This is a genomic window from Streptomyces paromomycinus, from assembly GCF_003865155.1.
Taxonomy (GTDB): domain Bacteria; phylum Actinomycetota; class Actinomycetes; order Streptomycetales; family Streptomycetaceae; genus Streptomyces; species Streptomyces chrestomyceticus.
The window spans coordinates 8,092,232-8,116,957 of the sequence record NZ_BHZD01000001.1 but is presented as its reverse complement, the minus strand read 5'-3'; the positions used below and the strand labels follow the sequence as shown (position 1 = coordinate 8,116,957).

The window sequence follows — 24,726 nt, the reverse complement described above, 5'->3', positions numbered from 1 at the left end:
CGAACGACACCGAACACATGATCGCCCTGGCTACGATGTGTTCATGCTCGCGTACGCCCTACCGGCCCTGTTCTTCGTCCTGTTCGCGATCGGTGTGCTGCGCGACCGGCGCCGCTTCAGCAACGCCGTCTACCTGGGTCTCACCGTCGTCTTCCTGGTGCCGGCCCTGCTCCTGCAAGTGCCCCGGATGCCCACACTGGCGGCCGTGGCGGTCACCGTGCTCATCCTGCTGCTGCCGTCGCTCGGCGTCATCGTTCTCGGGGTCTTCCTGATCCTCAACGGCGTCAAGATGATCCGCAAGGAAGGCCGGAGCCTGGCGAATCTGCTGTCGCTGCTGGCCGGAGTCGGCATCTTCGGGGTCATCGCGCTGCTGATCACGGCCGTCGCCACCGGGTCGCGCACCCTGGTGGCGCTGGCGGGCACCACGCTGCTGATCGTCGGCTACGTGTCCTTCCTCTTCCTGTGCTTCGTCGGCTACGCGTTCCTCTACGGGCGGCTGCGGGTGCGCCGCGACGCCGACTTCGTGGTGGTGCTGGGCTCCGGGCTGATCGGCGGCACGCGCGTACCGCCGCTGCTGGCGAACCGGCTGGAGCGGGGCCGTGCGGTGTACGAGCGCCAGGCGCGGCGCGGCAACCCGCCGATGCTGCTCACCTCGGGCGGCCAGGGCCCCGACGAACAGCTCCCGGAGGCCCGGGCGATGGCCGCCTACCTGGTCGAGCGCGGCTTCCCGGCGGACCGGATCGTGTGCGAGGAGCAGTCCAGGACCACGGAGGAGAACCTGGCGTTCAGCAAGAAGATCATGGAGCAGGCGGTGCCGGACCACCGGTGCGTGATCGTCACGAACAACTACCACGTGCTGCGCGCCGCCATCCTGGCCCGCCGTGCCGGCGTCAACGGCCAGGTCGTCGGGGCCCCCACCGCCGCGTACTTCTGGCCGAGCGCCACCATCCGGGAGTTCGCCGCGGTCTTCCTCTCCTACAAGCTCGTCAACCTCGGCATCTGCGGACTGCTCGTCCTGTGCGGCGCACTCGCCCTGCTGAGCGTCTGAGCGGGACTGCCGAGGTTCACGGGAGGACGGGTCAGGCGGAGGGGACGGGCCGGAGGCGCATGGCGCCGGGGCCCGCCTGAACGGCGCTGTCGGAGCAGACCTCCCGGCCTTCGAAGGCGCGGGACAGGTCGAGGAACTCCGCACCCGCTGGGCGGGCGGCGGCAGCGAGGGTGGTGCTGATCTGTGGGACGAGTTCGTCATGGGCCCAGGTGAGGTCCTTGTCGAAGAAGGGGCAGCCGCTTCCTGACCTTCGGCCCCCAGGCCGGAGCGCAGGGGGGATCCGACCAGCTGCACGAAGTTCTTGGCGCAGGAGGTGATGACGTCCTCGAAGCCGAGGTCGTTGCCGCCGATGGAGACGACGACCGCGCGGACGGGACGGCCGGTCACGGCCTTCTGGAGCTGCCGGGCCTGGGACGGTCCGCCTTTGGCAGGGCTCCCGCCGTGCTCGGGCAGCAGAACGGCGGTGGAGGTGGCGCCTGAACAGGCGAGGTTGAGCCGTTGGGCCCGTAAGCGCGCGGAGTTGGCTTCGGCACTGTCCGAGCGGTTGCAGCCGTCGTCGTAGGACGTGCCGTACACCCGGTGCGGATCGGTCGTCTCCGTGGCGGGGGCGAAAGCGCGGTCGGTGCCCGAGGAGCCGTCGGCGCTCTCGTTGCTGTTGCCTGCCCGTCTGCCCGCCTCGCCGGAGATGAAGCTGTCGCCCAGCGACACCGCCCACGGCTCTTTTGCGGCTTTGCTTCCCGCATGTGCGGCATTGGTCGGCGTGCTGCCTGCCAGACACAGGGCAGCCCCCGCCGCAACGGTCACGGCCGTCAGGCCCCGTCGACGCCAAGAAGGGTGCATACCCTGTTGAATCCGCAGCGGAGAGCAGCGACACCCGCCCCGCGCCCGAAGTCCTTTCAACGAGTGAGGGGCTTCTCACTCGTTGACGGCAGGTGCAGGGCCTCAGCCCGGCGACCCCGAGCTGAAGCGGCGCAGCAGCGGGGAGAGGACCAGGACCGACTTGGTGCGTTCCACGAAGGGTTCGCCCGCGATGCGTTCCAGCACCCGTTCGAAGTGCCGCATGTCGGAGGCGAAGACCTGGACGATGGCGTCCGCCTCACCGGTGACGGTGGAGGCGGACGCCACTTCCGGATAGCGCGACAGACCCCGGTGGATGGAGTCCGGTGAGGTGTTGCGGCGGCAGAACAGCTCGATGAACCCCTCGGTCTCCCAGCCCAGCGCCGCCGGGTCGACCCGCACCGTGAACCCGGTGATGGCGCCTTCGGCGCGCAGCCGGTCCACCCGGCGTTTGACCGCCGGGGCGGAGAGCCCGACCTCCGCCCCGATGTCGGCGTAGGAGCGGCGGGCGTCCTCCGCCAGGGCATGGACGATGCGCTGGTCGAGTTCGTTCATCTGTCGCACTGCGGGTGGATCACTTCTCTGCGGTGGCCAATCGGGAGCGGCGGATGCCGTAGACGAAGTAGACCACGAGCCCGACGGCCATCCAGACACCGAAGACCACCCAGGTGACCGGGCCGAGGCTGCCCATCATGTACAGGCACAGCAGGAAGCCGATCGCCGGGAAGACCGGCGCCAGCGGCGTACGGAAGGTACGCGGCATGTCCGGCTTGGTGAAGCGCAGCACGATCACCGCGATGTTGACCAGCGCGAAGGCGAAGAGGGTGCCGATGCTGGTGGCGTCGGCGAGCTGGCCCAGCGGAACGGCGGCGGCCAGGATGCCGCAGAACAGCGAGACGATGACGGTGTTGGCGCGCGGGGCGCCGGTCTTCGGGTGGACCTTGGAGAACACCTTCGGCACCAGGCCGTCGCGGGACATCGCGAACAGGATGCGGGTCTGGCCGTACAGCACGGTCAGGACGACGCTGGCGATGGCGATGACGGCACCGGCGGCCAGCAGCACGGCCCAGAAGCTCTGACCGGTGACCTCCTTCATGATCCCGGCGAGCGCGGCCTCCGAGCCCTCGAAGCCCTGCCAGTTCTTGGCGCCCACCGCGACCGCCGCGACCAGGCAGTACAGCGCGGTGACGATGATCAGCGACAGCATGATCGCGCGCGGCAGGTCGCGCTGCGGGTTCTTGGCCTCCTCGCCCGCGGTGGAGGCGGCGTCGAAGCCGATGTAGGAGAAGAAGAGGGTGGCTCCGGCGCCGCTGACGCCGGCGATGCCCAGCGGCATGAAGTTGGCGTAGTTGCCCGAGGAGATGCCCTGGACGGCGACGCCGCAGAACAGCAGCAGCGCGATGATCTTGATGGTCACCATGATCGCGTTGGCGCGGGCGCTCTCCTTGGCGCCGCCCAGCAGGAAGACCATGGCGAGCATGACGACGATCAGCGCCGGCAGGTTGAAGATCCCGCCGTCGCCCGGCGGCGCGGACAGCGCGGCGGGGATGGTGACGCCGATCGTGCCGGACAGCAGCTCGTTGAGGTACTCGCCCCAGCCGACGGCGACCGCCGCGACGGAGACGCCGTACTCCAGGATCAGGCACCAGCCGCAGACCCAGGCGACCAGCTCGCCGAGGGTGGCGTAGGCGTAGGAGTACGACGATCCGGAGACCGGGATGGAGCCCGCCAGCTCCGCGTAGGACAGCGCGGAGAACAGCGCGGTGACGCCCGCGATGACGAACGAGATGATGACGGCCGGACCGGCCTTGGGCACCGCTTCGCCGAGCACGACGAAGATGCCGGTGCCCAGCGTCGCACCGATGCTGATCATGGTCAGCTGCCACATGCCCAGCGAGCGGCGCAGGGTGCCGCCCTCGCCCTGGCCGCCCTCGGCCACCAGCCGCTCGACGGGCTTGCGCCGCATGAGCCGAGCGCCGAGGCCCCCGGAAGGGGCGGGGGGCCGGGGATCGCTGCCCGCTGCGGGCGGGGCTGCGCCGTGCTCCAACACTGGGGTGGCTCCTTCATCGCTGCCGGTCACGGTGGCGGACGACCGACAGCGGTCCCCGTGCGCGGGTACGCCGAAACGACCCACGTCACGAAAGGGGGGAACCGCCGAGCAGGCGGTCCCCGCCACTCCACGTACAGCGCATGACTGTACGGGGCGCGTGTGAGCTGCCGTAATGCAGGTTCCTTGCGCAACAGTGAACTTTCGTTGCGCACCTTGTCGCGGAACGGTCGTTCGTTGCGCACAAACGACAAATCTCACCGGTCGGACGTTCCCGGCCGGTCCGCGCCACAAACGCGTCCGGCCCCGCACCGAAGCACTCGGTGCGGGGCCGGACGGCCGGTGCCCGGACGGGCGGCGGATCAGCTCCAGCTGGCGTGCAGCGGCTTGCCCTCCGCGTAGCCCGCGGCGCTCTGCACGCCGACGACGGCCTTCTCGGCGAACTCCTCCAGGGAGGCCGCGCCCGCGTACGTGCAGGAGCTGCGGACGCCCGCGATGATCGAGTCGATCAGGTCCTCGACGCCGGGGCGGGCCGGGTCGACGAACATCCGCGAGGTGGAGATGCCCTCCTCGAACAGGCCCTTGCGCGCCCGGTCGTACGCCGACTCCTCACTCGTACGGTTGCGGACCGCACGCGCCGAGGCCATGCCGAAGCTCTCCTTGTACGGGCGGCCGTCGGCGGTGTGCTGGAGGTCGCCGGGCGACTCGTACGTACCGGCGAACCAGGAGCCGATCATGACGTTGGACGCGCCCGCGGCCAGCGCCATCGCCACGTCGCGCGGGTGGCGCACGCCGCCGTCCGCCCAGACGTGCTTGCCGAACTTCTTCGCCTCGGCGGCGCACTCCAGGACGGCGGAGAACTGCGGGCGGCCCACGCCGGTCATCATGCGGGTGGTGCACATGGCGCCCGGGCCCACACCGACCTTGATGATGTCCGCGCCGGCCTCGATCAGGTCGCGCACGCCCGAGGCGGCGACGATGTTGCCGGCCACGATCGGCACCTGCGGGTCCAGCGCCCGGACGGCCTTGACCGCGCTGATCATGGACTCCTGGTGGCCGTGCGCGGTGTCCACCACGAGCGTGTCCACACCGGCCGCCAGCAGCGCCTTGGCCTTGCCGGCCACGTCGCCGTTGATGCCCACGGCGGCGGCGACGCGCAGCTTGCCGTCGGCGTCCGTGGCGGGCGTGTAGAGGGTCGCGCGGAGGGCGCCCTTACGGGTCAGGATGCCCGCCAGCATGCCGTCCGCGTCGACCGCCGGGGCCAGCTTGCGGTTGGCGGCGTCGAGCCGGTTGAACGCCTCGCGCGGGTCGATGTCCGCGTCCAGGACCAGCAGGTCCTTGGACATGACCTCGGAGACCTGGGTGAAGCGGTCCACGCCGGCCAGGTCGTGCTCGGTGACGATGCCGACCGGGCGGCCGCCCTCGACGACGATGCCCGCGCCGTGCGCCCGCTTGGGCAGCAGCGACAGGGCGTCGGCGACGGTGGAGACCGGGGACAGCACGATCGGCGTGTCCAGGACGAGGTGACGGCGCTTGACCCAGCCGACGACGTCGGAGACGACCTCGATCGGGATGTCCTGCGGGATGACGACCAGGCCGCCGCGGCGGGCCACGGTCTCGGCCATCCGGCGGCCGGCGATGGCGGTCATGTTGGCGACCACCAGCGGGATGGTCGTGCCGGTGCCGTCCGGCGAGGACAGGTCCACGCCCTGACGGGAGCCCACCGCGGAGCGGCCGGGCACCATGAACACGTCGTCGTACGTCAGGTCGTACGGCGGCTTGGCATCGTTCAGAAACTTCATACTGGCTCTCTCACCTGCGGGTTCACTGCTCGGGCGGGTGGGGAGTCAGCTTCCGAACCGGCACCGGTCAGGATGCGGCTCCTAGGACATCATCCCTGATGAACCCGGCCGGGGGCGAACCGGTGTTCCCGTACCCCCGCCGCGCGCCCCGCCCGGGACGGCGCCGGACACCGCGCGGCGATCTCTCACAGAACGCCACTTCGTGACTCCCCGTAACCGAAATGGCTGGTCTTCGACGGTACGGACGGCCGGTCACCTGCGGTTCGACGCTGATGTGACCATATGACGGGCCGGGAGGTTCTCGCTGGCCAGCAGGTGGGTAGAACCGTGTACAGGCCGCTTCGGGTGTCGATCCGGCGCGGCCTCCGGGCCACCGAGCGCCTGGGCGATCACTTCGCAAATGGATACGTACAGTAACCGCGACGCGCGGTGGAGCCCGGCCGGGCCGGGCGCAGCCGCACCGGCCGTGGGGGAAGGGGAGGACATGCGCGAAGTCCGACAGGGCGCCCTGCTGCTGCTCACGGCCGTGGCGGGGGCCGCCGTCGCCGCCTGCGACCTGGCACTGGGCCCCGATGTCAGCCTGGCCGGGCTGCTGCTGGTGGGCCCACTGGTGGCGGCGACGAGACTCGAAGGCGCGTGCACGGCCGTGGTCTCGTTCACCGCCCTGCTCCTGGGCGTGGCCGTCGCCGGACGCGAACACACCCTGGGCCGCACCGATCAGCTGCTGTCCCTGACCGTGCTCGCCGCCGCCGCTGCCTACGCGACCTGGGCCAGCGACCGGCAGGCCGCCCTGGACCACCAGCTCGCCGGAGTGGCGGCCGCGGCCCAGCGCGCCATCCTGCGGCCGACCTCGTTCCGGGTCAGCGGCGCCTCGGTCTGTGCCCGCTACCGCTCCGCCGCGCCCCGCGCCGTCATCGGCGGCGACCTGTACGCCTTCGCCGACACCCCCAGCGGGCTGCGGGTGCTGATCGGCGACGTACGCGGCAAGGGCCTGGAGGCCGTCCGCCTGTCCGCCGCGGCCATAGGGCACTTCCGCGACTGCGCCTACACCCGGAGCAACCTCGCCGAGGTGGCCGAGGAGGTCGACCGGCGGCTGATCGACGACCTCGGCCCCGAGGACTTCATCACCGCCGTGATCGCCGAGATATCCCCGGGCCGGCTCCGGCTCGTCAACTGCGGCCACCACCCGCCCCTGCACCTGCCCGCCGCCGGCCCGCCCGTCCTGCTCACCCCGTCCGAGCCGACCACCCCCATCGGGCTGCTGCCGCTGCCGCGCGTGCAGGAGGTGGAGCTGGCCCCCGGCGACCGGCTGCTGCTCTACACCGACGGCCTCGCCGAGGCCCGCGACCCCGACGGCACCATGCTCGACCTGGCCGGTCTCCTGCCGGCCTGCTCGCTGCCCGATCTCAACGACGCGATCGAGGCGGTGCTGTCGACGATGTGCCGGCACACCCACGGCGCCCAGGACGACGACGTCGCGCTCGTCCTGGTCGAGCTGGAGCCGAGCATGCCCCGGCAGCACCACGGCCGCACCCCGCCCGCCGTCACCCGCACGAGCGCCGAGCCCCCTGGTGGGCTGCGGAAACCGGCCGGCCGTCCTTCGCCCTCCGCGGCGGTGTCCGACTGAGCGCCGCGGTGTGCGGACCTCCGCGCCTGCGCACCTGCCCTGTCACGACTCCCGGTCCCGCCGCGCTTCCCGGCCCTGTCACGACTCCCGGTCCTGCCGCGCTGCCCGGCCCTGTCACAACTCCCGGTCCGCGCGCCCGTCACGGTGCCCGGCCCGGTCCTGGCTCCCGGTCCGCGCGCCCGTCACGGTGCCCGGCCCGGTCCTGGCTCCCGGTCCGCCGGCCGGCGCCGGACCCGTTCCGGCGGGTCCGTTCCGGCGCGCCCACCAGCTCGTCCAGTACGTCCGTCATGGTGACGAAGCCCAGCACCACGCCCTGCTCGCCGCTGACGGCGGCCAGCTGGGTGCCGGCCGTCCGCATCGCGGTCAGGGTGTCGTCGAGCGGGGTCCCGCAGCCGACCCGCGGCATCGGGCGCAGCGCGTCGCGGGGGAACGGCCGGTCCCGGTCGGTGACGCCGAGGGTGTCCTTGATGTGGAGGTAGCCGAGGACGGTACCGGCCGGCCCGGTGACCGGCAGCCGGGAGAAACCGGCGCGGGCCGCGATGCGTTCCAGCTCGTCCGGGGTGACGTCCCGGTCGACGGTGACCATCTCCGCCAGCGGGACCAGCAGCTTGCCGACCGGCCGCCGCCCGAGGGCCAGCGCGTCCCGCAGCCGCTCGCCGCCGGTGTCCGAGAGCAGCCCGGCATGGTGTGACTCCTGGACGATACGGGCGAGTTCCTCGTCGGTGAACGCGGCGGCGACCTCGTTCCTGGGCTCGGTCCTGAAGAGCCGCAGCAGGCCGTTGGCGAGGGCGTTGATGCTCACGACGACGGGGCGCAGCGCGCGGGTGAGGGCCACCAGCGGCGGCCCCAGCAGCAGCGCGGCGCGTTCCGGCGCGGCCAGGGCGACGTTCTTGGGCACCATCTCGCCGACGAGCATGTGCAGATACGTGGCCAGGCTCAGCGCCAGGACGAACGCGATCGGGTGGACCAGCCCGTGCGGAACGTGCAGCGCCTCGAAGGCGGGCTCGGCGAGGTGGGCGATGGCCGGTTCCGCCATCGCGCCGAGCACCAGCGAGGAGGCGGTGACGCCCAGTTGGGCGGTGGCGAGCATCTCGGAGAGGTGTTCCAGGCCCCACAGCACCCGGCCGGCCCGCCGGTCACCGGTCCTGGCACGCGGTTCGACCTGACTGCGCCGTACGGAGATCATCGCGAATTCGCCGCCGACGAAGAAGGCGTTGCTGAACAACGTCAGTACGGCGACGGCCAGTTGCACGGCGGTCACGGTCGCTCCCCTCCCCCGTCGGCGGCCCGGGCGCCCGGCGAGGACGAGCCGGCGGGCGCCGTCACCCGTACCCGCTCCGCCCGGTGCCGGCGCGCCGCCAGGACCGTCAGCCGCCAGCCGTCCGCCACCCCCACCTCGTCGCCGTCCGCCGGAATCCGGCCCAGCCGGGTGGCCAGCAGGCCCGCGAGCGTCTCGTACGGTCCGTCGGGCGCCTCCAGGCCGATCCCGGCCAGCCCGTCCAGGCGTACCCCGCCGTCCGCCTCCCAGGTGCGCGCCCCGGTCCGCAGCAGATCCGGGCCCGCCGCCGGGTCGTGCTCGTCCCGTACGTCGCCGACGATCTCCTCGACGATGTCCTCCAGGGTGACGATGCCGGCCGTACCGCCGTACTCGTCGATCACCACGGCCATGGTGCGGACCGTGCGCAGCCGGTCCAGCAGCCGGTCGACGGGCAGCGACTCCGGTACCGGCACGGGCTCGGCGGCCAGCTCCGCGACGGGGGTTGCGGCCCGCCGCTCCGGTGTGAGGGCGAGGACGTCGCGGATGTGGACGGTGCCCACGACCTCGTCCAGGGTGTCGCGGTACACCGGGAAGCGGGACAGCCCGGTGGCCAGGGTCAGCGTGGCCGCGTCGGCCGCCGTGGCGTGCGCCTCCAGGGCCCGTACGTCCACCCGTGGCGTCATGACGTTCTGCGCGGTCAGCTCACCCAGATGCAGGGTCCGGACGAACAGCTCGGCCGAGTCGGCCGGCAGCGCGCCCTCCTGCGCCGAGTAGCGGGCCAGGGAGACCAGTTCGGCCGGGCCGCGGGAGGACTCCAGCTCCTCGGTGGGCTCCAGGCCGAAGCGGCGTACGAGCCGGTTGGCGGACTGGTTCAGATGGCGGATGAACGGGGCGAACAGCGCGCTGAAGGCGCGCAGCGGTCCGGCCACGATCCGGGCCACGGCCAGCGGCCGGGAGATCGCCCAGTTCTTGGGCACCAGCTCGCCGACGACCATCAGCACCACCGTGGACACGCCGACGCCGAGCGCCGACGCGACGCCCGGGGCCACCGTTCCGGGCAGCCCGGCCGCGGTGAGCGGGCCGCGCAGCAGCGCCGCCAGGGACGGTTCCGCGAGCATGCCGATGACCAGGGAGGTCACGGTGATGCCGAGCTGGGCGCCGGACAGCTGGAACGCGAGCGCGCGGACGGCGCTCAGCACCCCTTCCGCGCCCCGCTCCCCCTCCTCGACCGCGCGCTCCACCGCGCTGCGCTCGACCGTCGTCAGCGAGAACTCCGCCGCGACGAACACGGCGCAGGCCAGCGTGAGCGCCAACGCCGCCAGTAGGAGCAACACCTCGGCCACCGCATCACCTCCCGCCGCACCTCGGTGCCCGGCGGTGGGCGGGCGAAACCTCGCGGGCGCGGGAGCGGGTGCGGGAGCGGGTGCGGGAGCGGGTGCGGGAACAGGCGCGGGAGCGGGCGCGGGCGCGGGAACAGGCGCGGGAGCGGACGCGTGTCCGGGGTGGCGGGCGGCTGCGGCTTCCGGCTCAGTACGCCCCGCTACGGCACCGGGCCCGCAGCCACCCGTGCGCCGCCCACGCGGCCGCCGCACCCACCGCGTACCAGAGCAGGTCCGGCGCGTTGAAGGTCGAGCCGAGCACCAGGCGGGCCACCGCACTGCGCCGGGAAAGCTCTGCCGGTACGTCGCTGAGCTGCGCGAACTCCACCGCCCAGCTGAAGGCCAGCGCCACCGCGGCCGCGACCGGCGGCCGGATGCGCGGCACGGCCAGCACCACCAGCGCCTGGACGAGCACGGTGTACAGCGCGTCACCCGCGTACTTGGCCACCTCGGGCCCCAGCCCCACGCGCGCCGCGCCGGCTCGCACACCGAGCCCTGCGGCAACCGTCAGCAGCGCGGCCACCCCTGCCACCAGCCGCGTCCTCGCCCCACCGCCGAAACCCGCCTCCCGCTGATCCCCGGCACCGGCCTTACCGCCTCGCGGCCCCCCACCCCCGTACGTCACGCCGTCCGTGCCCCCGGCTCCCGGCCCCGCGCCATCACGACGACCAGTCCGGTGTCCGTGTCCCGCCAGAAGCCCACCGCGTCCGCGATGACCTCCTCCGCGACGCTCCAGTCGTCGGGCGCGGCGGACGCGTACTGCTGCCAGCCGCACACCACCAGCACCCGGCCGCGGTCGGCAGGGCACCACGACAGGTCGGTGAGGCAGTCCGCGAGCGCGTCCCAGTTGCGGCCGAACCAGTCCGGCAGACGCAGGGCCCGCGCGCAGCGGTCCATGAACTCCGCCTTGCCGGTGACCCCTTCGAGGTCGAGCAGCGCACCGTGCCAGCCGGCCGCGCGCGCCGCGTCCAGCGCTTCGTGCGCGGGCCGGTCGTGCGGCCAGGGCACGACCCCGGGGGGCGTACTGCCGTCGAGCACCGCCGCGAGCGGCCGGGGCACGGGAGCCGTCATCGGAGCACCGCCTTGAAGGTCCGGTAGTGGTCGTCGGTGTAGTACGTCTCGTGGCTGTCGCCGGTGACGATCCGGCGCGCGCCGCGGTCCTTCGAACCCGGGGTGCGGACCGTGTACTCGTGGTAGTAGCCGCGCTTCTGCTTAGGGAGCTGCCGCTCGTGGTTGCCGAAGACCGTGCCGTCCTTGGGGTACGGGAACGGGCCGCGCGCGTCGATCAGCCGCAGCGTGTCGCGGGCCTGCTCGGGCAGCTTCTCGGCCGGTACGGTCGCCATGCCCTCGGCCCAGTCCGGCGCGGCGGCGCTCGCCGGGGGCGCCCCGTGCGTGGACTTCGCGCTCCCCTGTCCGCCGCCGCCTCCGGAGCAGCCGGACACCAACAGCAGCAGGCAGGCCAGCAGCGCAGCGAGTACGCCTGACGGCCGCGCGGGGAGCGGAGCGGATCACCATGCGCCGATGCTGTCACAGCCCGGCACGGGGTGCGCGCCCGCACCCCGTACAAGATCACTTGGCTGGCCGGTACCGGGCGGACAGCGGCTGCCGCACGGTCGGCCGGCGGCCGGTACGGGAGCCGGCAGCCGTCCACAGCCGTCCGCCCCGGGGCTCAGGCCCTACGCCGGTCGCCTCGCTCGGCCCCGTCCGGGTCCGCCCTCTCAGGCCCCGTCCGGATCCGCCCGCTCCAGCGCCGGACGCGGACCGGGCCCGGTCTCCAGCAGCAGATGATCGGCGGCGGCCGTGTCCGTCACCAGGCTGGTCACCAGCCCGGACCGCAGCACCGCGCCGATCGCCGCCGCCTTCTGCCGGCCGCCCGCGATGGCCACGACCTCGGGGATGCGCCGCAGCCGGTCCGCCTCGACCGTGATGCACCGCTCGCCCAGGTCCCGCCCGATGCGGCGGCCGTCGGCGTCGAAGAGGTGCGCGGACATCTCGGCGGCGGCGCCCAGCGAGGCGTAGTGCTCCCGCTCCTGCTCCGAGAGCATGTCGTAGACGGTGGAGATGCCCGGCGCCCAGGAGCCGATGGAGACACAGGCGACGGTGACCTTGTCGAAGTACTCGAACGCGCGGGCGATGCCGGTCTGGCCGCGCAGCGCGGCGGCCGTCGCCGAGTCGGGCAGCAGCATCGGCGCGTAGATCGGGTGCGCCTCGCCGCCGGAGACGTCGGCCGCCCGGCGCACCGCCTCGACCGAGCCGCGGTCCGCGGTCCCCGCGTCGTACACGCCGGTCAGCTGGACGACCGTGCACGGCGGGAGCCGGTGCAGCGCGGCCGCCATGTGGATGGTCGACCGGCCCCAGGCGAGACCGAGCACGTCCCCCTCGGTCACCAGCTCCCCCAGCAGGTCGGCCGCGACCTCGCCGAGATTCTCCGGGTCCGGGGCGTCGTCGGTGGCGTCGGCGGGCGACTCCACCACGACCGCGTGCCGCAGGCCGTAGCGGGCCCGCAGCGCGTCCGAACGCTCGGCGTCCAGCTCCGCCGGGACACGGATCTCGATCCGTACGAGGTCACGCTCCAGCGCCGTCTCCAGCACCCGGGCGACCTTGAAGCGGCTGACGCCGAACTCCTCGGCGATCTGGATCTTGGACTTGCCCTCCAGATAGAAGCGGCGGGCCATGGCCGCGGCCTGCACCAGCTCGGCGGGGCCCATTGCGGACTGCGGGCGGCTGGCAACCACGAGATTCTCCCCTTGTGCGCACCTGATCGAGTCTTTGCTCATCCTTGCAGAAACCCGAGGTGGTCGGGGACCATCACCGCCCCGGCCGTCGTGAACACCCGGTAGCGGCGACACCAAGAAACACCGGCGTACGGGGATCGGCGCGCGCTCCCCGCACACCACGTGCGGCGCCGGCGCCCGCGGCGGTCACCCGGGCGCCCCTGTGCCGGTGCGCGTCAGTGGGCGCAGCCCCAGCCGGCCGCGGCCGTCGCCGACTCCGCCTGCGCGCGCAGCTCGCGCACCGCCTTCGCCGGGTCGTCCGCGCCGTAGACCGCCGAACCCGCCACGAATACGTCCGCGCCGGCCTCCGCACACCGCTCGATCGTGGCCGCCGACACCCCGCCGTCCACCTGGAGCCACATCTCCAGCCCGTGCTTGGAGATCAGCTCCCGGGTCCGGCGGATCTTCGGCAGCATGATGTCCAGGAACGCCTGACCGCCGAAACCGGGCTCCACGGTCATGATCAGCAGCATGTCCAGCTCGGGCAGCAGGTCCTCGTACGGCTCGATCGGCGTGGCCGGCTTGAGCGCCATCGACGCCCGCGCGCCCTTGGCCCGGATCTCCCGCGCCAGCCGTACGGGCGCGGCCGCCGCCTCCGCGTGGAAGGTGACCGAACCGGCGCCCGCCTCGATGTACTGCGGCGCCCAGCGGTCCGGGTCCTCGATCATCAGGTGCAGGTCGAGCGGGGTGTCCGTCGCCTTGCTCAGCGCCTCGACGACCGGAGCGCCCAGCGTCAGGTTCGGCACGAAGTGGTTGTCCATCACATCGACATGCAGCCAGTCGGCGCCCTCGACGGCCTTCGCCTCCTCGGCGAGCCGGGCGAAGTCTGCGGACAGGATGCTGGGGTTGATCAAGGCCATACCTCCAGTATGTCCTGCCGCCCCGGACGCGCCTAAGCGGGTGGGCCGGGCCGCAGGTCAGGGGCGGTGCAGAGGGGCCACCGGGCGTACGGGAACGCCCCCGGCGTCCTCTCCGAGCCGCGAAACCAGCAAGCCGCCGGCCTTTCGTCCGCCCCAGGACGGACGAAAGGCCGGCGGCCGATGCGCAGAACCCGTCACCATCTCAGGGACCGGTCACGTCCCTGTCGCGCGCCGAACCCGCCGGCGCCTTCGGAGCTCAGCTCCAGCGCTGGTGCTTGATGCCGCCGTCGAAACCCGCGTACACGGGCGAGCCGGCGCTGGTCTTCGACCCGAGGGTGAGCCCGGTGGCCTTGTTCTGCAGGCGCCAGCCGAGGGAGTCCTTGAGCTCGCGCCACTTCTGGTTCTTGCCGCCGTTGCAGACGTTGGCGCGGACGGTGCCGTCCTTCTTGCTGTCGAGGCAGAAATCGTGGTCGGCGGACTTCAGGACGAAGGTTCCGTCGGACTGCTTGGTCTCCTTCCACTTCGCGGCAGCCCCGCAGTCGCCCACGCCGACCCAGAAGCCCCGGGCCACCAGGCACTTGCCGTTGCCCTTGTTCTTCCAGGTGACCGTCTTGCTGGCGGCGAACGCCTGTCCCGAGGCGCTGAACATCAGAGCGGGCGCGAGAACCGCGGTGGCCGCGACCGTACCGATCAGACGCTTCTTCATACTGTTTTTTCCCCGTTCCGAGGGTCGAATGACGACCCCGACAGCTTCGGCTGCCCCTCTGACAGACATCTGACAGAGAGCTGACAGCCGGTTCCTGAACCCCGTGGCGGCGTACGTGGACAAGGGCGGTCGACGCCTTGTCCGTACACGTGGTGGTGTGGGGCCCGACAAGCCTCAGGACCGCTCACCAGCGTCGGACCGCTCAGCAGCGTTCCGTGCCCGGCCTGTTCGCCGTCTCCCCACTCACGTCCCCGCGAGGTCCGTTCCCCGTGCCTGTCCGACACCTCTGCGGCCGTGATCCCCGTTGTCACCGGCAGCTTATCCCTGCATGATCACGTCAGGCAAAGTGCCCCTTGAGCAGCGGCGGAACGCTCTCCGGGCGTCACGCCGTCCGCCGCAGCAGCGCCAGATACATCGCGTCCGTCCCGTGCAGGTGCGGCCACAGCTGCACGTCCGGGCCGTCGCCCAGTGCGGGCACGCCCGGGATCAGCGGGCGGGCGTCGATCCACTCCGCCGTCACGTCCGCTCCGGCCCGCCCCTTGAGGACGTCCTCCACCACGGCGCGCGTCTCGGCCGGGTGCGGCGAGCAGGTCGCGTAGCCGACGACGCCGCCGACCCGCACCGACACCAGCGCCTGACGCAGCAGTTCCCGCTGCAGCGGCGCGAAGCCGTCCAGGTCCTCCGGGCGGCGGCGCCAGCGCGCTTCGGGGCGGCGGCGCAGCGCGCCGAGACCGGTGCACGGGACGTCCATCAGGACGCGGTCGAAGGAGCCGGGGCGCCACGGCGGGCGGGTGCCGTCGGCCGCGATGACCTCGTACGGGCCGGGGTTGCCGGCCAGCGACCGTGCCACCAGGCGCGCGCGGTGCGGCTGCTTCTCGGATGCGAGAAGCCGCGCACCGCGCTGCGCGGCGAGTGCGCCCAAGAGGGCAGCCTTGCCGCCCGGGCCCGCGCAGCCGTCCAGCCAGACGCGGTCGGTGCCTTCGACGGGCGCGTTGGCCAGCGCCGTCGCGACGAGCTGGCTGCCCTCGTCCTGCACACCGGCCCGGCCCTCGCGCACCGCGTCCAGGGCGCCGGGCTCGCCGCCCTCGGCGAGCCGTACCGCGTACGGGGACCAGCGGCCCGGCAGGGCGCTCTCCTCGCCCACGGCCTCGATGAGTTCCTCGGTGGTGGACCGGCCCGGCCGGGCCACCAGCGTGACCTCGGGCCGCTCGTTGTCGGCCGCCAGCAGGTCCTCCATGCCGGCGCGGCCGCCGCCGAGCGCGTCCCAGAGCGCCGAGACCACCCAGCGCGGGTGCGCGTGGACGATCCCCAGGTGCTCCTCGGGGTCGTCGTCGTACTCGGGCGCGACGCGCTCCAGCCAGCCGTCCATGTCGTCCGCGGCGATCTTGCGCAGCACCGCGTTGACGAACTTGGCCCGCCCGTCGCCCAGCACCACACGCGCCAGTTCGACGGTCGCGCTCACCGCGGCGTGCGTCGGGATGCGGGTACCGAGGAGCTGGTGCGCACCGAGCGACAGGACGTCCAGGACCGGCGGGTCCACCTCCCGCAGCGGCCGGTCCACGCAGCGCGCGATGATCGCGTCGTAGGTGCCCTGCCGCCGCAGCGTGCCGTACACCAGCTCGGTCGCCAGCGCCGCGTCCCGCCCGTCGAAGTCCTCGTTCTCCCGTGCCTTGCGCAGCATCGGGGGCAGCACCAGGTTGGCGTACGCGTCCCGCTCGTCGACGGCCCGCAGCGCCTCGAAGGCGAGTATCCGGACCGGGTCCTTCTTGGGCCGGCGGTAGGGCTTGCTGGGACGACGCGACTGACCACTCACGAGAAATGTGCTCCGCTGTTACGAGACGAGGTTCGCCCCCAGCCTACGTGGCACGGCGGGGCGCGCCACGGGGCGGTACGAGGCCGGACGGCCCACAGCTCACCCGGGCCCTCACCGCCGCCCCGCCCCGTCCCCGCTCAGCTCCTCCCCTGCGCCCCTCACACTCCCCTTCACTCCCCTTCACTCCCCCAGCCGCTCGCCCTCACCGATCCGCACCCCGCGCGCCCAGTCCGCGCCGCGCATCGGCTTCTTGCCCTGCGGCTGTACCCACTGCAGTTCCACCGCGTGGCTGCCCGTGCCGGCGTACACCGCCTTCTTGGTGACGGCGAGTTCGCCGGGGGCCAGGTCCGAGCGGTCGGTCACCAGCCCGACCGTCATCAGCTTCAGCCGCTCGCCCCGGAAGACGGTCCACGCGCCGGGCGCGGGCGCACACCCGCGCACGACCCGGTCCACGCGCAGCGCGGGCGCCGTCCAGTCCACCTTCGCGTCCTCGACCTCAAGTTTCGGCGCGAGGGTGATGCCGTCGGCCGGCTGCGGCACCGGTGTGAGCGTGCCGTCCTCGATGCCGTCCATGGTGGCCGCGAGCAGCCCGGCCCCGGCGAGGGCCAGCCGGGTCAGCAGATCGCCGCTGGTGTCGGTGGCCCGTACCTCCTCCGTCACCACCCCGAACACCGGCCCGGAGTCCAGCCCTTCCTCGATGAGGAAGGTGGAGGCGCCGGTCACCTCGTCGCCCGCCAGGACCGCGTGCTGCACCGGGGCGGCGCCGCGCCAGGCGGGGAGCAGCGAGAAGTGCAGGTTGACCCAGCCGTGCGCGGGAACGTCCAGGGCCACCTTGGGGAGCAGCGCCCCGTAGGCCACCACCGGGCAGCAGTCCGGCGCGATCTCCCGCAGCCGGGCGAGGAAGTCCTCGTCGCGCGGCTTGGCGGGCTTGAGCACCTCGATGCCGGCCTCCGCCGCGCGCTCGGCGACCGGGCTGGCGACCAGGCGCCGGCCGCGGCCGGCGGGGGCGTCGGGCCGGGTGACGACGGCGACGACCTCGTGCCGGTCCGAGGCGATCAGGGCATCCAGGGCGGGTACGGCGACCTCGGGGGTGCCGGCGAAGACGAGCCTCATGGGTGGCGTACTACCTCTCACACGCTGCGGAACGGCGCACCAGTCTATGGGCCACACCTTCGGGGGGCGTGCGAACAGACGCGCGCCCCTCATTGGAACCCGTACGCCCCCATACCGTGACCGAAGCCGCGTCTGTCGCGTTGGTCAAGCAGCATTGACCGACCGGGCCGCCCTCGCGGCCCGCTCGTTTTCACCTTTTGTCACGTTCCTCTGCACATTCAACGCCGGTTCGAGAGGCTTGTTCATGGCCGACCACGCAACCCACGACGCCCAGGCACGCGCCAGCCTGCACCTTCTGGTACGGGACATCGAGCGGGTCCGCCGGCAGGTGGACGCCCTGCGCACCCTGACAGCTCAGCTCGGCAACGTCTACCGGCCGCGGCGCACCGGCCCGTCCGCCGGCTTCGTCGTCTACGGGCGCGCCCCTGCCCCGACCGTACGTCTCGCCCAGGAACTGCGCGACAGCGTCGAGACCCTCGTCACGGCGGCGGTGGACTTCGACCGTTCGCTGGGCTTCTCCTGGGACGCGGTGGGTTCCGCCCTGGGCGTCACCAAACAGGCCGTGCACCGCCGTTACGGCGCCCGCCGCTCCACTTCCCAGCCCGGCCCGGAGAACGGCGAGGCGGTCCGTACGCCCGAGCCTTCCGCTGCCCGCAGCCTGGCCGTCTCCCCCGGCCTGCCGGGCGCCCCGGCCGTCCCCGCCGCGCGCGCTCTGCCGGGGCAGTCCTCCGTCCCCGCACGGGAAGAAGCGCGCCCCGGCGTCTTCCCCGGCCCCCGCAACGGCTGACCGCGCCCACCGCCCCGGCCCGCCCCGGGGCGGCCTCCTTGTCCCCCACCCCAGCCGCGTCCGCACCATCAGCCCCACGGAAACGCTGTCCGCCGACACCACGGAAGCCGGTCGATCCGCCGGCACCCCGGCAGCCCTGTCCGGCGGCACCCAGGCGCCCCTGCCCGGCAGCACCACGGAGGCCGGCCCCTCCGGCAGCGCCACGGAGGCCGGGCTGTCCGGCAGCATCCGGGAAGCCGGCCCGCCCGGCAACACCCCGGAAGCCGGCCCGCCCGGCAACACCCCGGAAGCCGGCCCCTCCGGCAACACCCCGGAAGCCAGCCCGCCCGGCAACACCCCGGAAGCCGGCCCCTCCGGCAACACCCCGGAAGCCAGCCCGCCCGGCAACACCGCGAGCACATCGTCCGCCCCCACCGCGCCCCCGTCCGACCCCACCGCGCCCCCGTTCGCCGTCCCCCGTCCGCCGTCCGCCATCCGCCTATCCGAGATCGGGCGGATCCACCCGCACCCGTACTGCCTCCCCCTCCCGTTTGACCAGCCGCGCCGCCTGCGCCGTCTTCAACGCCGCCGCCAGCGCGGCACCCTGGCCGGGGCGTACCCGTACCAGCGCCCGTTCCCATTCCTCGCCGGGCGGCGGGTCCCCCGGCCGGCGCGGCCGCCCCGCGTCGGGAGCCGGCACCGGTACAGGGCCCAGCACCTCGGCGCCCTCCGGCAGCGCGGCCGCCGCGAGCATCTCCGCCACGTCCTCGGGGCGGCCCGTCACCGACGCCATCCGGGACACCGGCGGGAACCCCAGCTCGGCCCGCTCCGCCAGCTCGCGCACCGCGTGCCCCGCCGGATCCCAGCGCACCAGCGCCTGTACGGGGCGCAGCGTCGCCTCCGCGATGACCGCGACCGTGCCGCCCTCGGCATGGCCCCGGACCAGCGCCGCGGCCTGCAGCCAGCGCCGCAGCGCCTCCTCGCCCGCCCGCAGGTCGGGGCGGCTCAGCAGCGCCCATCCGTCCAGCAGCAACGCGGCGGCGTAACCGCCCTCGGCGACCGGCTCCGCCCCCGGCGTACTCACCACCAGGGACGGGACACCGGGCACCGTGTCCAGCACATGATCACGCCCCGACGTACGCACCGGCACGGCCGGAAACGCCCGCCCCAGCTCCTCCGCCGTCCTCCGGGCCCCCACGATCTGCGCCCGCAGCCGTACGCCCCCGCACTCCCCGCAACGCCAGTCCCCCTCCTCACGCCCGCACCAGCCGCACCGCAGCTCGCCCGCGTCCCGCGCCTCCAGCGGCCCCGCGCAGGCCCGGCAGCGCGCGGGCTCCCGGCAGCGCTCGCACGCCAGCCGCGGTACGTACCCCCGCCGTGGCACCTGCACCAGCACCGGCCCGCGCTGCAGCCCGTCGCGCACCACCTGCCACGCCAGCGTCGGCAGCCGCGCGGCCCGCGCCGCCGCGTCCCGCGCCTCGTCGGCGTCACCGACCGTACGGACCAGCGGCGCCGCGGCCCGCACCTGCTCACGCTCGGCCGTCAGCGGCCGTGCCCAGCCCGTCTCCACCAGCTGCGCCGCCTCGACCGTGCAGCTCAGCCCGCCCAGCAGGAACCCTGCGCGCTCCGTGACCGACCGCTGCAACAGCACTTCCCGCGCATGCGGCTGCGGTGCGTGCGGATCACTGTGACTACCGTCCCCGTCATCCCAAATAGCCACCAACCCGACATCCCGCACCGGCGCGAACATCGCCGCCCGCGTCCCGATCACCGCCCGCACCGCACCCCGGCTGACCGCCAGCCACCGGCGGTACCGCTCCTCGGGCCCGGCATCGGCACTCAGCACCACATGCCGCCCTTCCCCGATCAGCTCCCCCAGCGCCGCGTCCACCCGCGCCGCGGCCCGCCCGTCCGGCAGCACGGCCAAGGCGCCACGCCCGGACGCCAGCGTCGCGGCCATCGCCCGCGCCAGCTCCTGCGGCCAGTGCGGCCCCGGCAACGCCGTCCACACGGCACGCGGCGCGTCCCCCCGCCCCAGCGCCGCCAAGAACCCCGGCCCCGCCGGATACCTCTCCCAACTCCCCGCCTCCGGCATCACATTGGGCGGCAGCGGCGCACCACTCCCCTTCCCCTCCGCCTTCGCCCGCCGCGGCGGCACCGCCAGCTGCACCACGTCCGCGAGCGTGCCGGCATACCGGTCGGCGACGGCGCGGCACAGCCCCAGCAACTCCGGCGACAGCACCGGCTCGGACGACAGCACCTGCGCGATCGGCGCCAGCACCCCCCGGAACTCGCTCTCCGCCACCCGCTCCACCACGAACCCGCTGACCAGCTTCCCCCCCTCCCGCCGGCCCCCCTTCTCCCCGGCCCCGAACCGCACCCGCACCCGCACCCCCGGCTGCGCCTCCGCGTCCATCGCCGCCGGCACCGCATAGTCGAAATACCGGTCGAGATGCACCAGCCCCTTGTCCACCAGCACCCGCGCCACCGGCAACCGCTCCGCCAGCTCGGCCCCCCGCCACGTCCGCGGCTTCGCCCGCGCCGCCTTCGTCCCCCGCACCGCCTCCCGAATCAACGCAAGCTGCTCCGGGCCGGCACCTTGCTCGTCGTCTTGCCTGCTCACGGGATCAGGTTTAGCAGATGGGACTGACAGTGCGATCCGGGCCGAATGCTCACGCCCGACTGCTGCATCGCTCCGGTCCTCGGCCTGGGCTCAGCACCAGGCACTCGGCGAGCCGGCCGACCAATCCATCCGGACAGGCCCGGCCCTTGCCGACCGGCCACCGTCCTGCGTTCCCCCCTCCACTGCGCTGCGGCACCATGTACCCGTGCATCCGGGAAACTCAGCGCACCGCAGCGAGGACACGTCACCACGGAACGGCAGCAGCGTTCCAGCGCGACACTGGCCGGAATCGACTTTGCTCGGCCGTCTGCCGGAGCGCTGCCGAGAGGTCCTTCTGCAACTGGGCACCGTCGTGCACTATCCGACACACCGCACTCTTCTGCGGCAAGGCGACGGCGGCAGGCACGTGCTGTTGCTCACCCGGGGTGTCGTCAAGGTGGAGTCGCACTCGGAAGGCGGTTACGCGATGCTGCTGGCCGTCCGTGTTGCCGGGGACCTGGTAGGAGAGATGGCCGCCTTTGAGGGCCGGCCCCGTTCCGGTTCGGTGGTCGCCTGCGGCGATGTATCGGCTCGCGTCATCCAGATGGAAGCTTTGACCGCGTACCTGACGCGGCACCCTGATGCGATGGTGGCTGTCCTCGGGATGCTCAGCGCCCGCCTGCGCTGGGCGAACAGGCGTCGGCTGGACTTCCGGGCCTACCACGCCTCGGTCCGGTTGGCCCGGGTTCTCGTCGAGACGGCCCAGACGTACGGGCACGCACCTCAGTCGGCCCCTCGGCACTGGCTGCTCGGTGTGACGCTGACCCAAGCGGAACTCGCCTCACTCGCCGCCCTCGGGCTGGCCACCACGGAAAAGGCACTCGCTGACCTTGCCAAGAGGGGTCTGGTGGAACGCGGGTACCGCGAAATCATCATCAGCGACATCTCGCGACTGCGCGCATTCGCGAGATTGAGCAGCGAGAATCCCTACTGATACGGAATCTCCTGCTCGCCGCCCTCCTAACCTCGCCGTCAGCGCTTCGCCGAAGCGTCGCGCTTCACCGAGGAAGAGGGGAACCGTCACGTGTCCGTACGGACCGGCTACCGCCACAGCACTTGTCTCGCCTTGGACGTGCAGGCGTACGGGGGGAATAACGACCGGCGGCAATCGGAGATCCAGCACGAGCTGCCGCGGCTACTCGAACAGGCGGCACACAGGGCCGGGCTGGACCGCTCCCGCTGGCACTTCCAGCCCAAGGGCGATGAGCAGTTGGCTGTCCTCCCCATGGACGGGAGTGAACCACGCGTCATCGACGACTACATGCGGCACATCGCCTCCGAACTTCATCAGCACAACCGGCTGCGCGTCGAAGAGGCCTGGCTGCGACTGCGTGCCTCCGTCCACCACGGTCTGGTGGAGGTCGCGGACAACGGATTCGCCGGCCGGACCGTGGTCACCACGTCTCGGCTGCTGGCTTCCGACGTCCTGCACCGGGCGCTGAAAGCCGCGGACCAGGCCGACCTCGTGGTGGCACTGTCCGACGACGTGTACGACGCCACAGTGGTCGGCGGCCACACCACTCTTCGCCCCGACGCCTTCCGGCCCGTGACGATCCACGAGAAGGAACTGCGAACAGTGGCCTGGCTATGGGCCCCCGGGGACGACGTGCACCGCTTGGACCTCGGCGCGTACGACACATCACCCCGAGACCGAGACATGCCGGATTCCCACGGCCCGCGGCAGCGGGACAAGGACTGGCAGGCAGGCCCGGTCGCATCGGCCGGCACCGGAGCGGACGACCACCGAATGCCGCCTCCCGTCCACGGACATCAGGTCAGCCAGAACAACTTTCACGACCCGGTGAACGCCCCGGGCAGCGTTTTCGGCATCAGCAACTCCCATGGCTGAGTTCGGAGAGCCTCCACGCTTCGCCGCGGAGCCGAACGGCCACGACGCCAACGCAGGCGAGCGGCCATTCGATGACCACCCCGCACACAACGCTCCCGGCCCTGAACCGGTCAGCAACTCCGACGGGCCGGAACTTTTCCGACACGGCGGCCACGAACAGGATCAGGACGAACAAGGCTATCGGGAACTCGACCAGGTTCTCGGGCAACGCGTCGTCAACTACTTTTACGGTCACGTCAACGCCACAGACGCGACGTTCGGCTTCGGTTCTCCTTCCTCACCCGGTCTCGCCCCGGGCCTGGTGGAGCCGGACGAAATCGACCTGTTACTGCGGGACTTCCTGCATCCGGACGGATATGACGCCGCCGCCGGGAAACTGCAGTCGAAAAACCTTCTGATTCTGGTGGGTGAAGAGGGAAACGGGCGGCGCGCAGCAGCCTTCTCGCTACTACGCGACCTCTTGGGCGAGGACGTCGCTCTCCGCAGCCTGTCTCCTGCCAATTCACTGGCACAACTGGCCTCCCCAGGAAGCCTGAAGCCTCGTTCCGGGTATGTCATACTCGACTATCTCGGAGAAACCGGTACGAACGCCGTGCAGGATTTCGAAATTCGTCGCTTGCGGACGGAGCTGCGACGGCATCGGTCCTTCCTGGTGATCACTTCCTCTCCAGCCGCACAGCAACGTCTGGCGCTCAGAGAATTCTCCGTTCCCTGGAGTCCACCAGACCCACTCGATCTTTTCGACCACTGCGCCGGTAACCGCCTCCCACCTGACACGCCGGAAACCGTGACGGCGGAACTGCGGGCACGTGTCAGGGAACTCCGCAAGCCTGCCGATGTCGTTGCGGTGGCGAACAATCTCGGTGGAGGCGTGAACGCTGCGCTCGAAACTCTGCGGGACAGCACGAAAGAGTGTGTCCAGCAGTGGTTCGACAACAAACCCGAGGCCAAGGACCTACTACCGGTCGCAGCTCTTGCCTTCGCGAACGGCCTTCCCGAACGGACCTTCGAAGAGCTTGCGGTGTCTCTGGACCATTGCGTCCGGAACATGGGCAAGTCGGCCGGTGATCTCTTCGATGAGGACGAACCGCCACAACAACCGGCAGTATCGATCGACCAGACTCGTGTCCGCTGGAAACAACGTGCCGTAGGCATCGCCGAAGCGGTGCAGCGGGCTGATGACGGCGAAGACCGCTGCCGCAGCGAGCGGCGCGTCGAATTCACGTCTCCACGCGTCCGCGACCTGGTGATCGGCGACCTGCACGATCGGTACGGATACGAATTGTGGTATCCGCTGCGCCAGTGGCTGGAGCAGCTCAGCGTCGAGGGCAGCCTGGCCGTCCGGCAGGAGGTGGCGCGCGGCGTCGCCCTCCTCGCCCGGTACGCGCTCGCCGAGGTGGAGGAGAAACTGCTGGAGGTGTGGGCCGGCGGAGTGAGCAGCCAGCGCGTCACCGCGGCCTCCGTCCTGCAGTTCATGTGCGCTGACGAACAGCTCGCGGGGCAAGCTTTGACCCTGGCGTTGAGCTGGGTGGAGGGCCGCGGGCAGGAACGCGCCATCACCGCCACCATGGCGCTCGCCGGTGAACTCGGTTCGATCTACCGTCTCGATTCCCTGCACTGGCTCTGGGTCCTCGCATCACGCGGTGAACGGATCGCGAGCGCGGCCCGGCGGGCGCTGGTGCTGCTCCTGGCCACCGCCGAGCACGAACCGGAACGGGCACGTCTCGTCCTGCGGTATCTCCGCACACAGGCGCGGTACACGCCCAGCGGTAAAGCCCGGGGCATCACGCTGGGCATCATCGTTCAGGTCCTGGGTGCCAGGCGGCTGAGTTCCGAAGAACCGCTTGCGGCATTTCTGCTGCGCACGGACCCCAGCCTCGCCGACCAGTTCGGCGCACTGTGGCTGACCGTGTTGCACAGCCCCTGTCGGTCGAGCGCTATCGCCGAATTGTGCCGGACGCTGGTCGCCTTGCGTGAAGACGAGGCGGCGTCCTCCTTGGTCCGCCTGCTCGGCGAGACCATGCGGGACGGCATGAACGAACAGCAGCGGGCAGCCCTGCGCAACGATCTGCCGGCGGCACTGCACCATCCCCGGTATTCATCTCCCGGAATTCAGCAACTGGCCCGCCTGCTGCTCAATTCCGGCGCATGACCGCCACGAACGCCATGGACATGTGCAACCTAC

At 72.2% G+C, this 24,726-nt stretch carries 20 protein-coding genes; 6 read left to right on the top strand and 14 right to left on the bottom strand.

Annotation, left to right across the window (positions count from 1 at the left end):
- Positions 1–43 precede the first annotated feature (43 nt).
- Positions 44–1,048 carry a YdcF family protein gene (locus tag OEIGOIKO_RS35110; RefSeq protein WP_125057412.1) on the top strand — a complete coding sequence of 335 codons (1,005 nt, stop codon included), beginning with the start codon at positions 44–46 and terminating at the stop codon, positions 1,046–1,048.
- A gap of 942 nt (positions 1,049–1,990) precedes the next feature.
- On the opposite strand, the gene OEIGOIKO_RS35100 is transcribed toward OEIGOIKO_RS35110, so the two are convergent.
- From OEIGOIKO_RS35100 to OEIGOIKO_RS35090, 3 genes are all read right to left on the bottom strand, one after another.
- Positions 1,991–2,440 (bottom strand): Lrp/AsnC family transcriptional regulator, encoded by a 450-nt coding sequence (locus OEIGOIKO_RS35100; protein ID WP_030017398.1) that lies wholly within the window; start codon positions 2,438–2,440, stop codon positions 1,991–1,993.
- Between the two features lie 19 nt (positions 2,441–2,459).
- On the bottom strand, positions 2,460–3,935 hold the full coding sequence (locus tag OEIGOIKO_RS35095; protein WP_125057411.1) for an amino acid permease: 1,476 nt from the start codon (positions 3,933–3,935) through the stop codon (positions 2,460–2,462).
- Positions 3,936–4,294: 359 nt separating this feature from the next.
- Entirely contained in the window at positions 4,295–5,734 is a 1,440-nt protein-coding gene (locus tag OEIGOIKO_RS35090; RefSeq protein ID WP_125057410.1) for a GuaB1 family IMP dehydrogenase-related protein, read from the bottom strand.
- 484 nt (positions 5,735–6,218) lie between these two features.
- On the opposite strand from OEIGOIKO_RS35090, the gene OEIGOIKO_RS35085 reads away from it, so the two are divergent.
- Complete coding sequence (locus OEIGOIKO_RS35085; RefSeq protein ID WP_125057409.1) at positions 6,219–7,361, top strand: PP2C family protein-serine/threonine phosphatase; 1,143 nt, start codon at positions 6,219–6,221, stop codon at positions 7,359–7,361.
- A 139-nt stretch (positions 7,362–7,500) separates the two neighbouring features.
- On the opposite strand, the gene OEIGOIKO_RS35080 is transcribed toward OEIGOIKO_RS35085, so the two are convergent.
- The 10 genes from OEIGOIKO_RS35080 to fmt form a co-directional block, all read right to left on the bottom strand.
- Complete coding sequence (locus OEIGOIKO_RS35080; RefSeq protein ID WP_125057408.1) at positions 7,501–8,622, bottom strand: hemolysin family protein; 1,122 nt, start codon at positions 8,620–8,622, stop codon at positions 7,501–7,503.
- Entirely contained in the window at positions 8,619–9,962 is a 1,344-nt protein-coding gene (locus tag OEIGOIKO_RS35075) for a hemolysin family protein (protein WP_125059358.1), read from the bottom strand. The genes OEIGOIKO_RS35080 and OEIGOIKO_RS35075 overlap by 4 nt, the downstream gene beginning before the upstream one ends.
- Positions 9,963–10,146: 184 nt before the next feature.
- Positions 10,147–10,530 (bottom strand): ribosomal maturation YjgA family protein, encoded by a 384-nt coding sequence (locus tag OEIGOIKO_RS35070; RefSeq protein WP_246177733.1) that lies wholly within the window; start codon positions 10,528–10,530, stop codon positions 10,147–10,149.
- Between the two features lie 89 nt (positions 10,531–10,619).
- Positions 10,620–11,069, bottom strand: a complete 450-nt coding sequence (locus tag OEIGOIKO_RS35065; RefSeq protein ID WP_125057407.1) for a barstar family protein — start codon at positions 11,067–11,069, stop codon at positions 10,620–10,622.
- A complete protein-coding gene (locus OEIGOIKO_RS35060) occupies positions 11,066–11,440 on the bottom strand; it encodes a guanyl-specific ribonuclease (protein ID WP_371858993.1) in 375 nt (124 codons plus the stop codon). The genes OEIGOIKO_RS35065 and OEIGOIKO_RS35060 overlap by 4 nt, the downstream gene beginning before the upstream one ends.
- A 276-nt stretch (positions 11,441–11,716) precedes the next feature.
- Positions 11,717–12,706, bottom strand: a complete 990-nt coding sequence (locus OEIGOIKO_RS35055) for a sugar-binding transcriptional regulator (RefSeq protein WP_030999354.1) — start codon at positions 12,704–12,706, stop codon at positions 11,717–11,719.
- A 242-nt stretch (positions 12,707–12,948) separates the two neighbouring features.
- Positions 12,949–13,632, bottom strand: a complete 684-nt coding sequence (gene rpe, locus OEIGOIKO_RS35050) for a ribulose-phosphate 3-epimerase (protein ID WP_125057405.1) — start codon at positions 13,630–13,632, stop codon at positions 12,949–12,951.
- A 256-nt stretch (positions 13,633–13,888) separates the two neighbouring features.
- Positions 13,889–14,338: an RICIN domain-containing protein gene (locus OEIGOIKO_RS35045; RefSeq protein WP_170251946.1), complete on the bottom strand. Its 450-nt coding sequence runs from the start codon at positions 14,336–14,338 to the stop codon at positions 13,889–13,891.
- Between the two features lie 382 nt (positions 14,339–14,720).
- Positions 14,721–16,151, bottom strand: coding sequence for an RsmB/NOP family class I SAM-dependent RNA methyltransferase (locus tag OEIGOIKO_RS35040; protein WP_125057403.1), 1,431 nt, complete (start codon positions 16,149–16,151; stop codon positions 14,721–14,723).
- A gap of 180 nt (positions 16,152–16,331) precedes the next feature.
- Positions 16,332–17,264: a methionyl-tRNA formyltransferase gene (gene fmt, locus OEIGOIKO_RS35035; RefSeq protein WP_125057402.1), complete on the bottom strand. Its 933-nt coding sequence runs from the start codon at positions 17,262–17,264 to the stop codon at positions 16,332–16,334.
- Positions 17,265–17,508: 244 nt separating this feature from the next.
- Between fmt and OEIGOIKO_RS35030 the strand changes: the two genes are divergently transcribed.
- Positions 17,509–18,051 (top strand): hypothetical protein, encoded by a 543-nt coding sequence (locus tag OEIGOIKO_RS35030; RefSeq protein WP_125057401.1) that lies wholly within the window; start codon positions 17,509–17,511, stop codon positions 18,049–18,051.
- Between the two features lie 478 nt (positions 18,052–18,529).
- On the opposite strand, the gene OEIGOIKO_RS35025 is transcribed toward OEIGOIKO_RS35030, so the two are convergent.
- A complete protein-coding gene (locus OEIGOIKO_RS35025) occupies positions 18,530–20,653 on the bottom strand; it encodes a primosomal protein N' (protein ID WP_125057400.1) in 2,124 nt (707 codons plus the stop codon).
- 205 nt (positions 20,654–20,858) lie between these two features.
- Between OEIGOIKO_RS35025 and OEIGOIKO_RS35020 the strand changes: the two genes are divergently transcribed.
- From OEIGOIKO_RS35020 to OEIGOIKO_RS35010, 3 genes are all read left to right on the top strand, one after another.
- Entirely contained in the window at positions 20,859–21,626 is a 768-nt protein-coding gene (locus OEIGOIKO_RS35020; RefSeq protein ID WP_246177731.1) for a Crp/Fnr family transcriptional regulator, read from the top strand.
- Positions 21,627–21,716: 90 nt separating this feature from the next.
- Positions 21,717–22,541: a hypothetical protein gene (locus tag OEIGOIKO_RS35015; protein WP_125057399.1), complete on the top strand. Its 825-nt coding sequence runs from the start codon at positions 21,717–21,719 to the stop codon at positions 22,539–22,541.
- Positions 22,534–24,693 carry a hypothetical protein gene (locus tag OEIGOIKO_RS35010; RefSeq protein ID WP_125057398.1) on the top strand — a complete coding sequence of 720 codons (2,160 nt, stop codon included), beginning with the start codon at positions 22,534–22,536 and terminating at the stop codon, positions 24,691–24,693. The genes OEIGOIKO_RS35015 and OEIGOIKO_RS35010 overlap by 8 nt, the downstream gene beginning before the upstream one ends.
- Positions 24,694–24,726 lie beyond the last annotated feature (33 nt).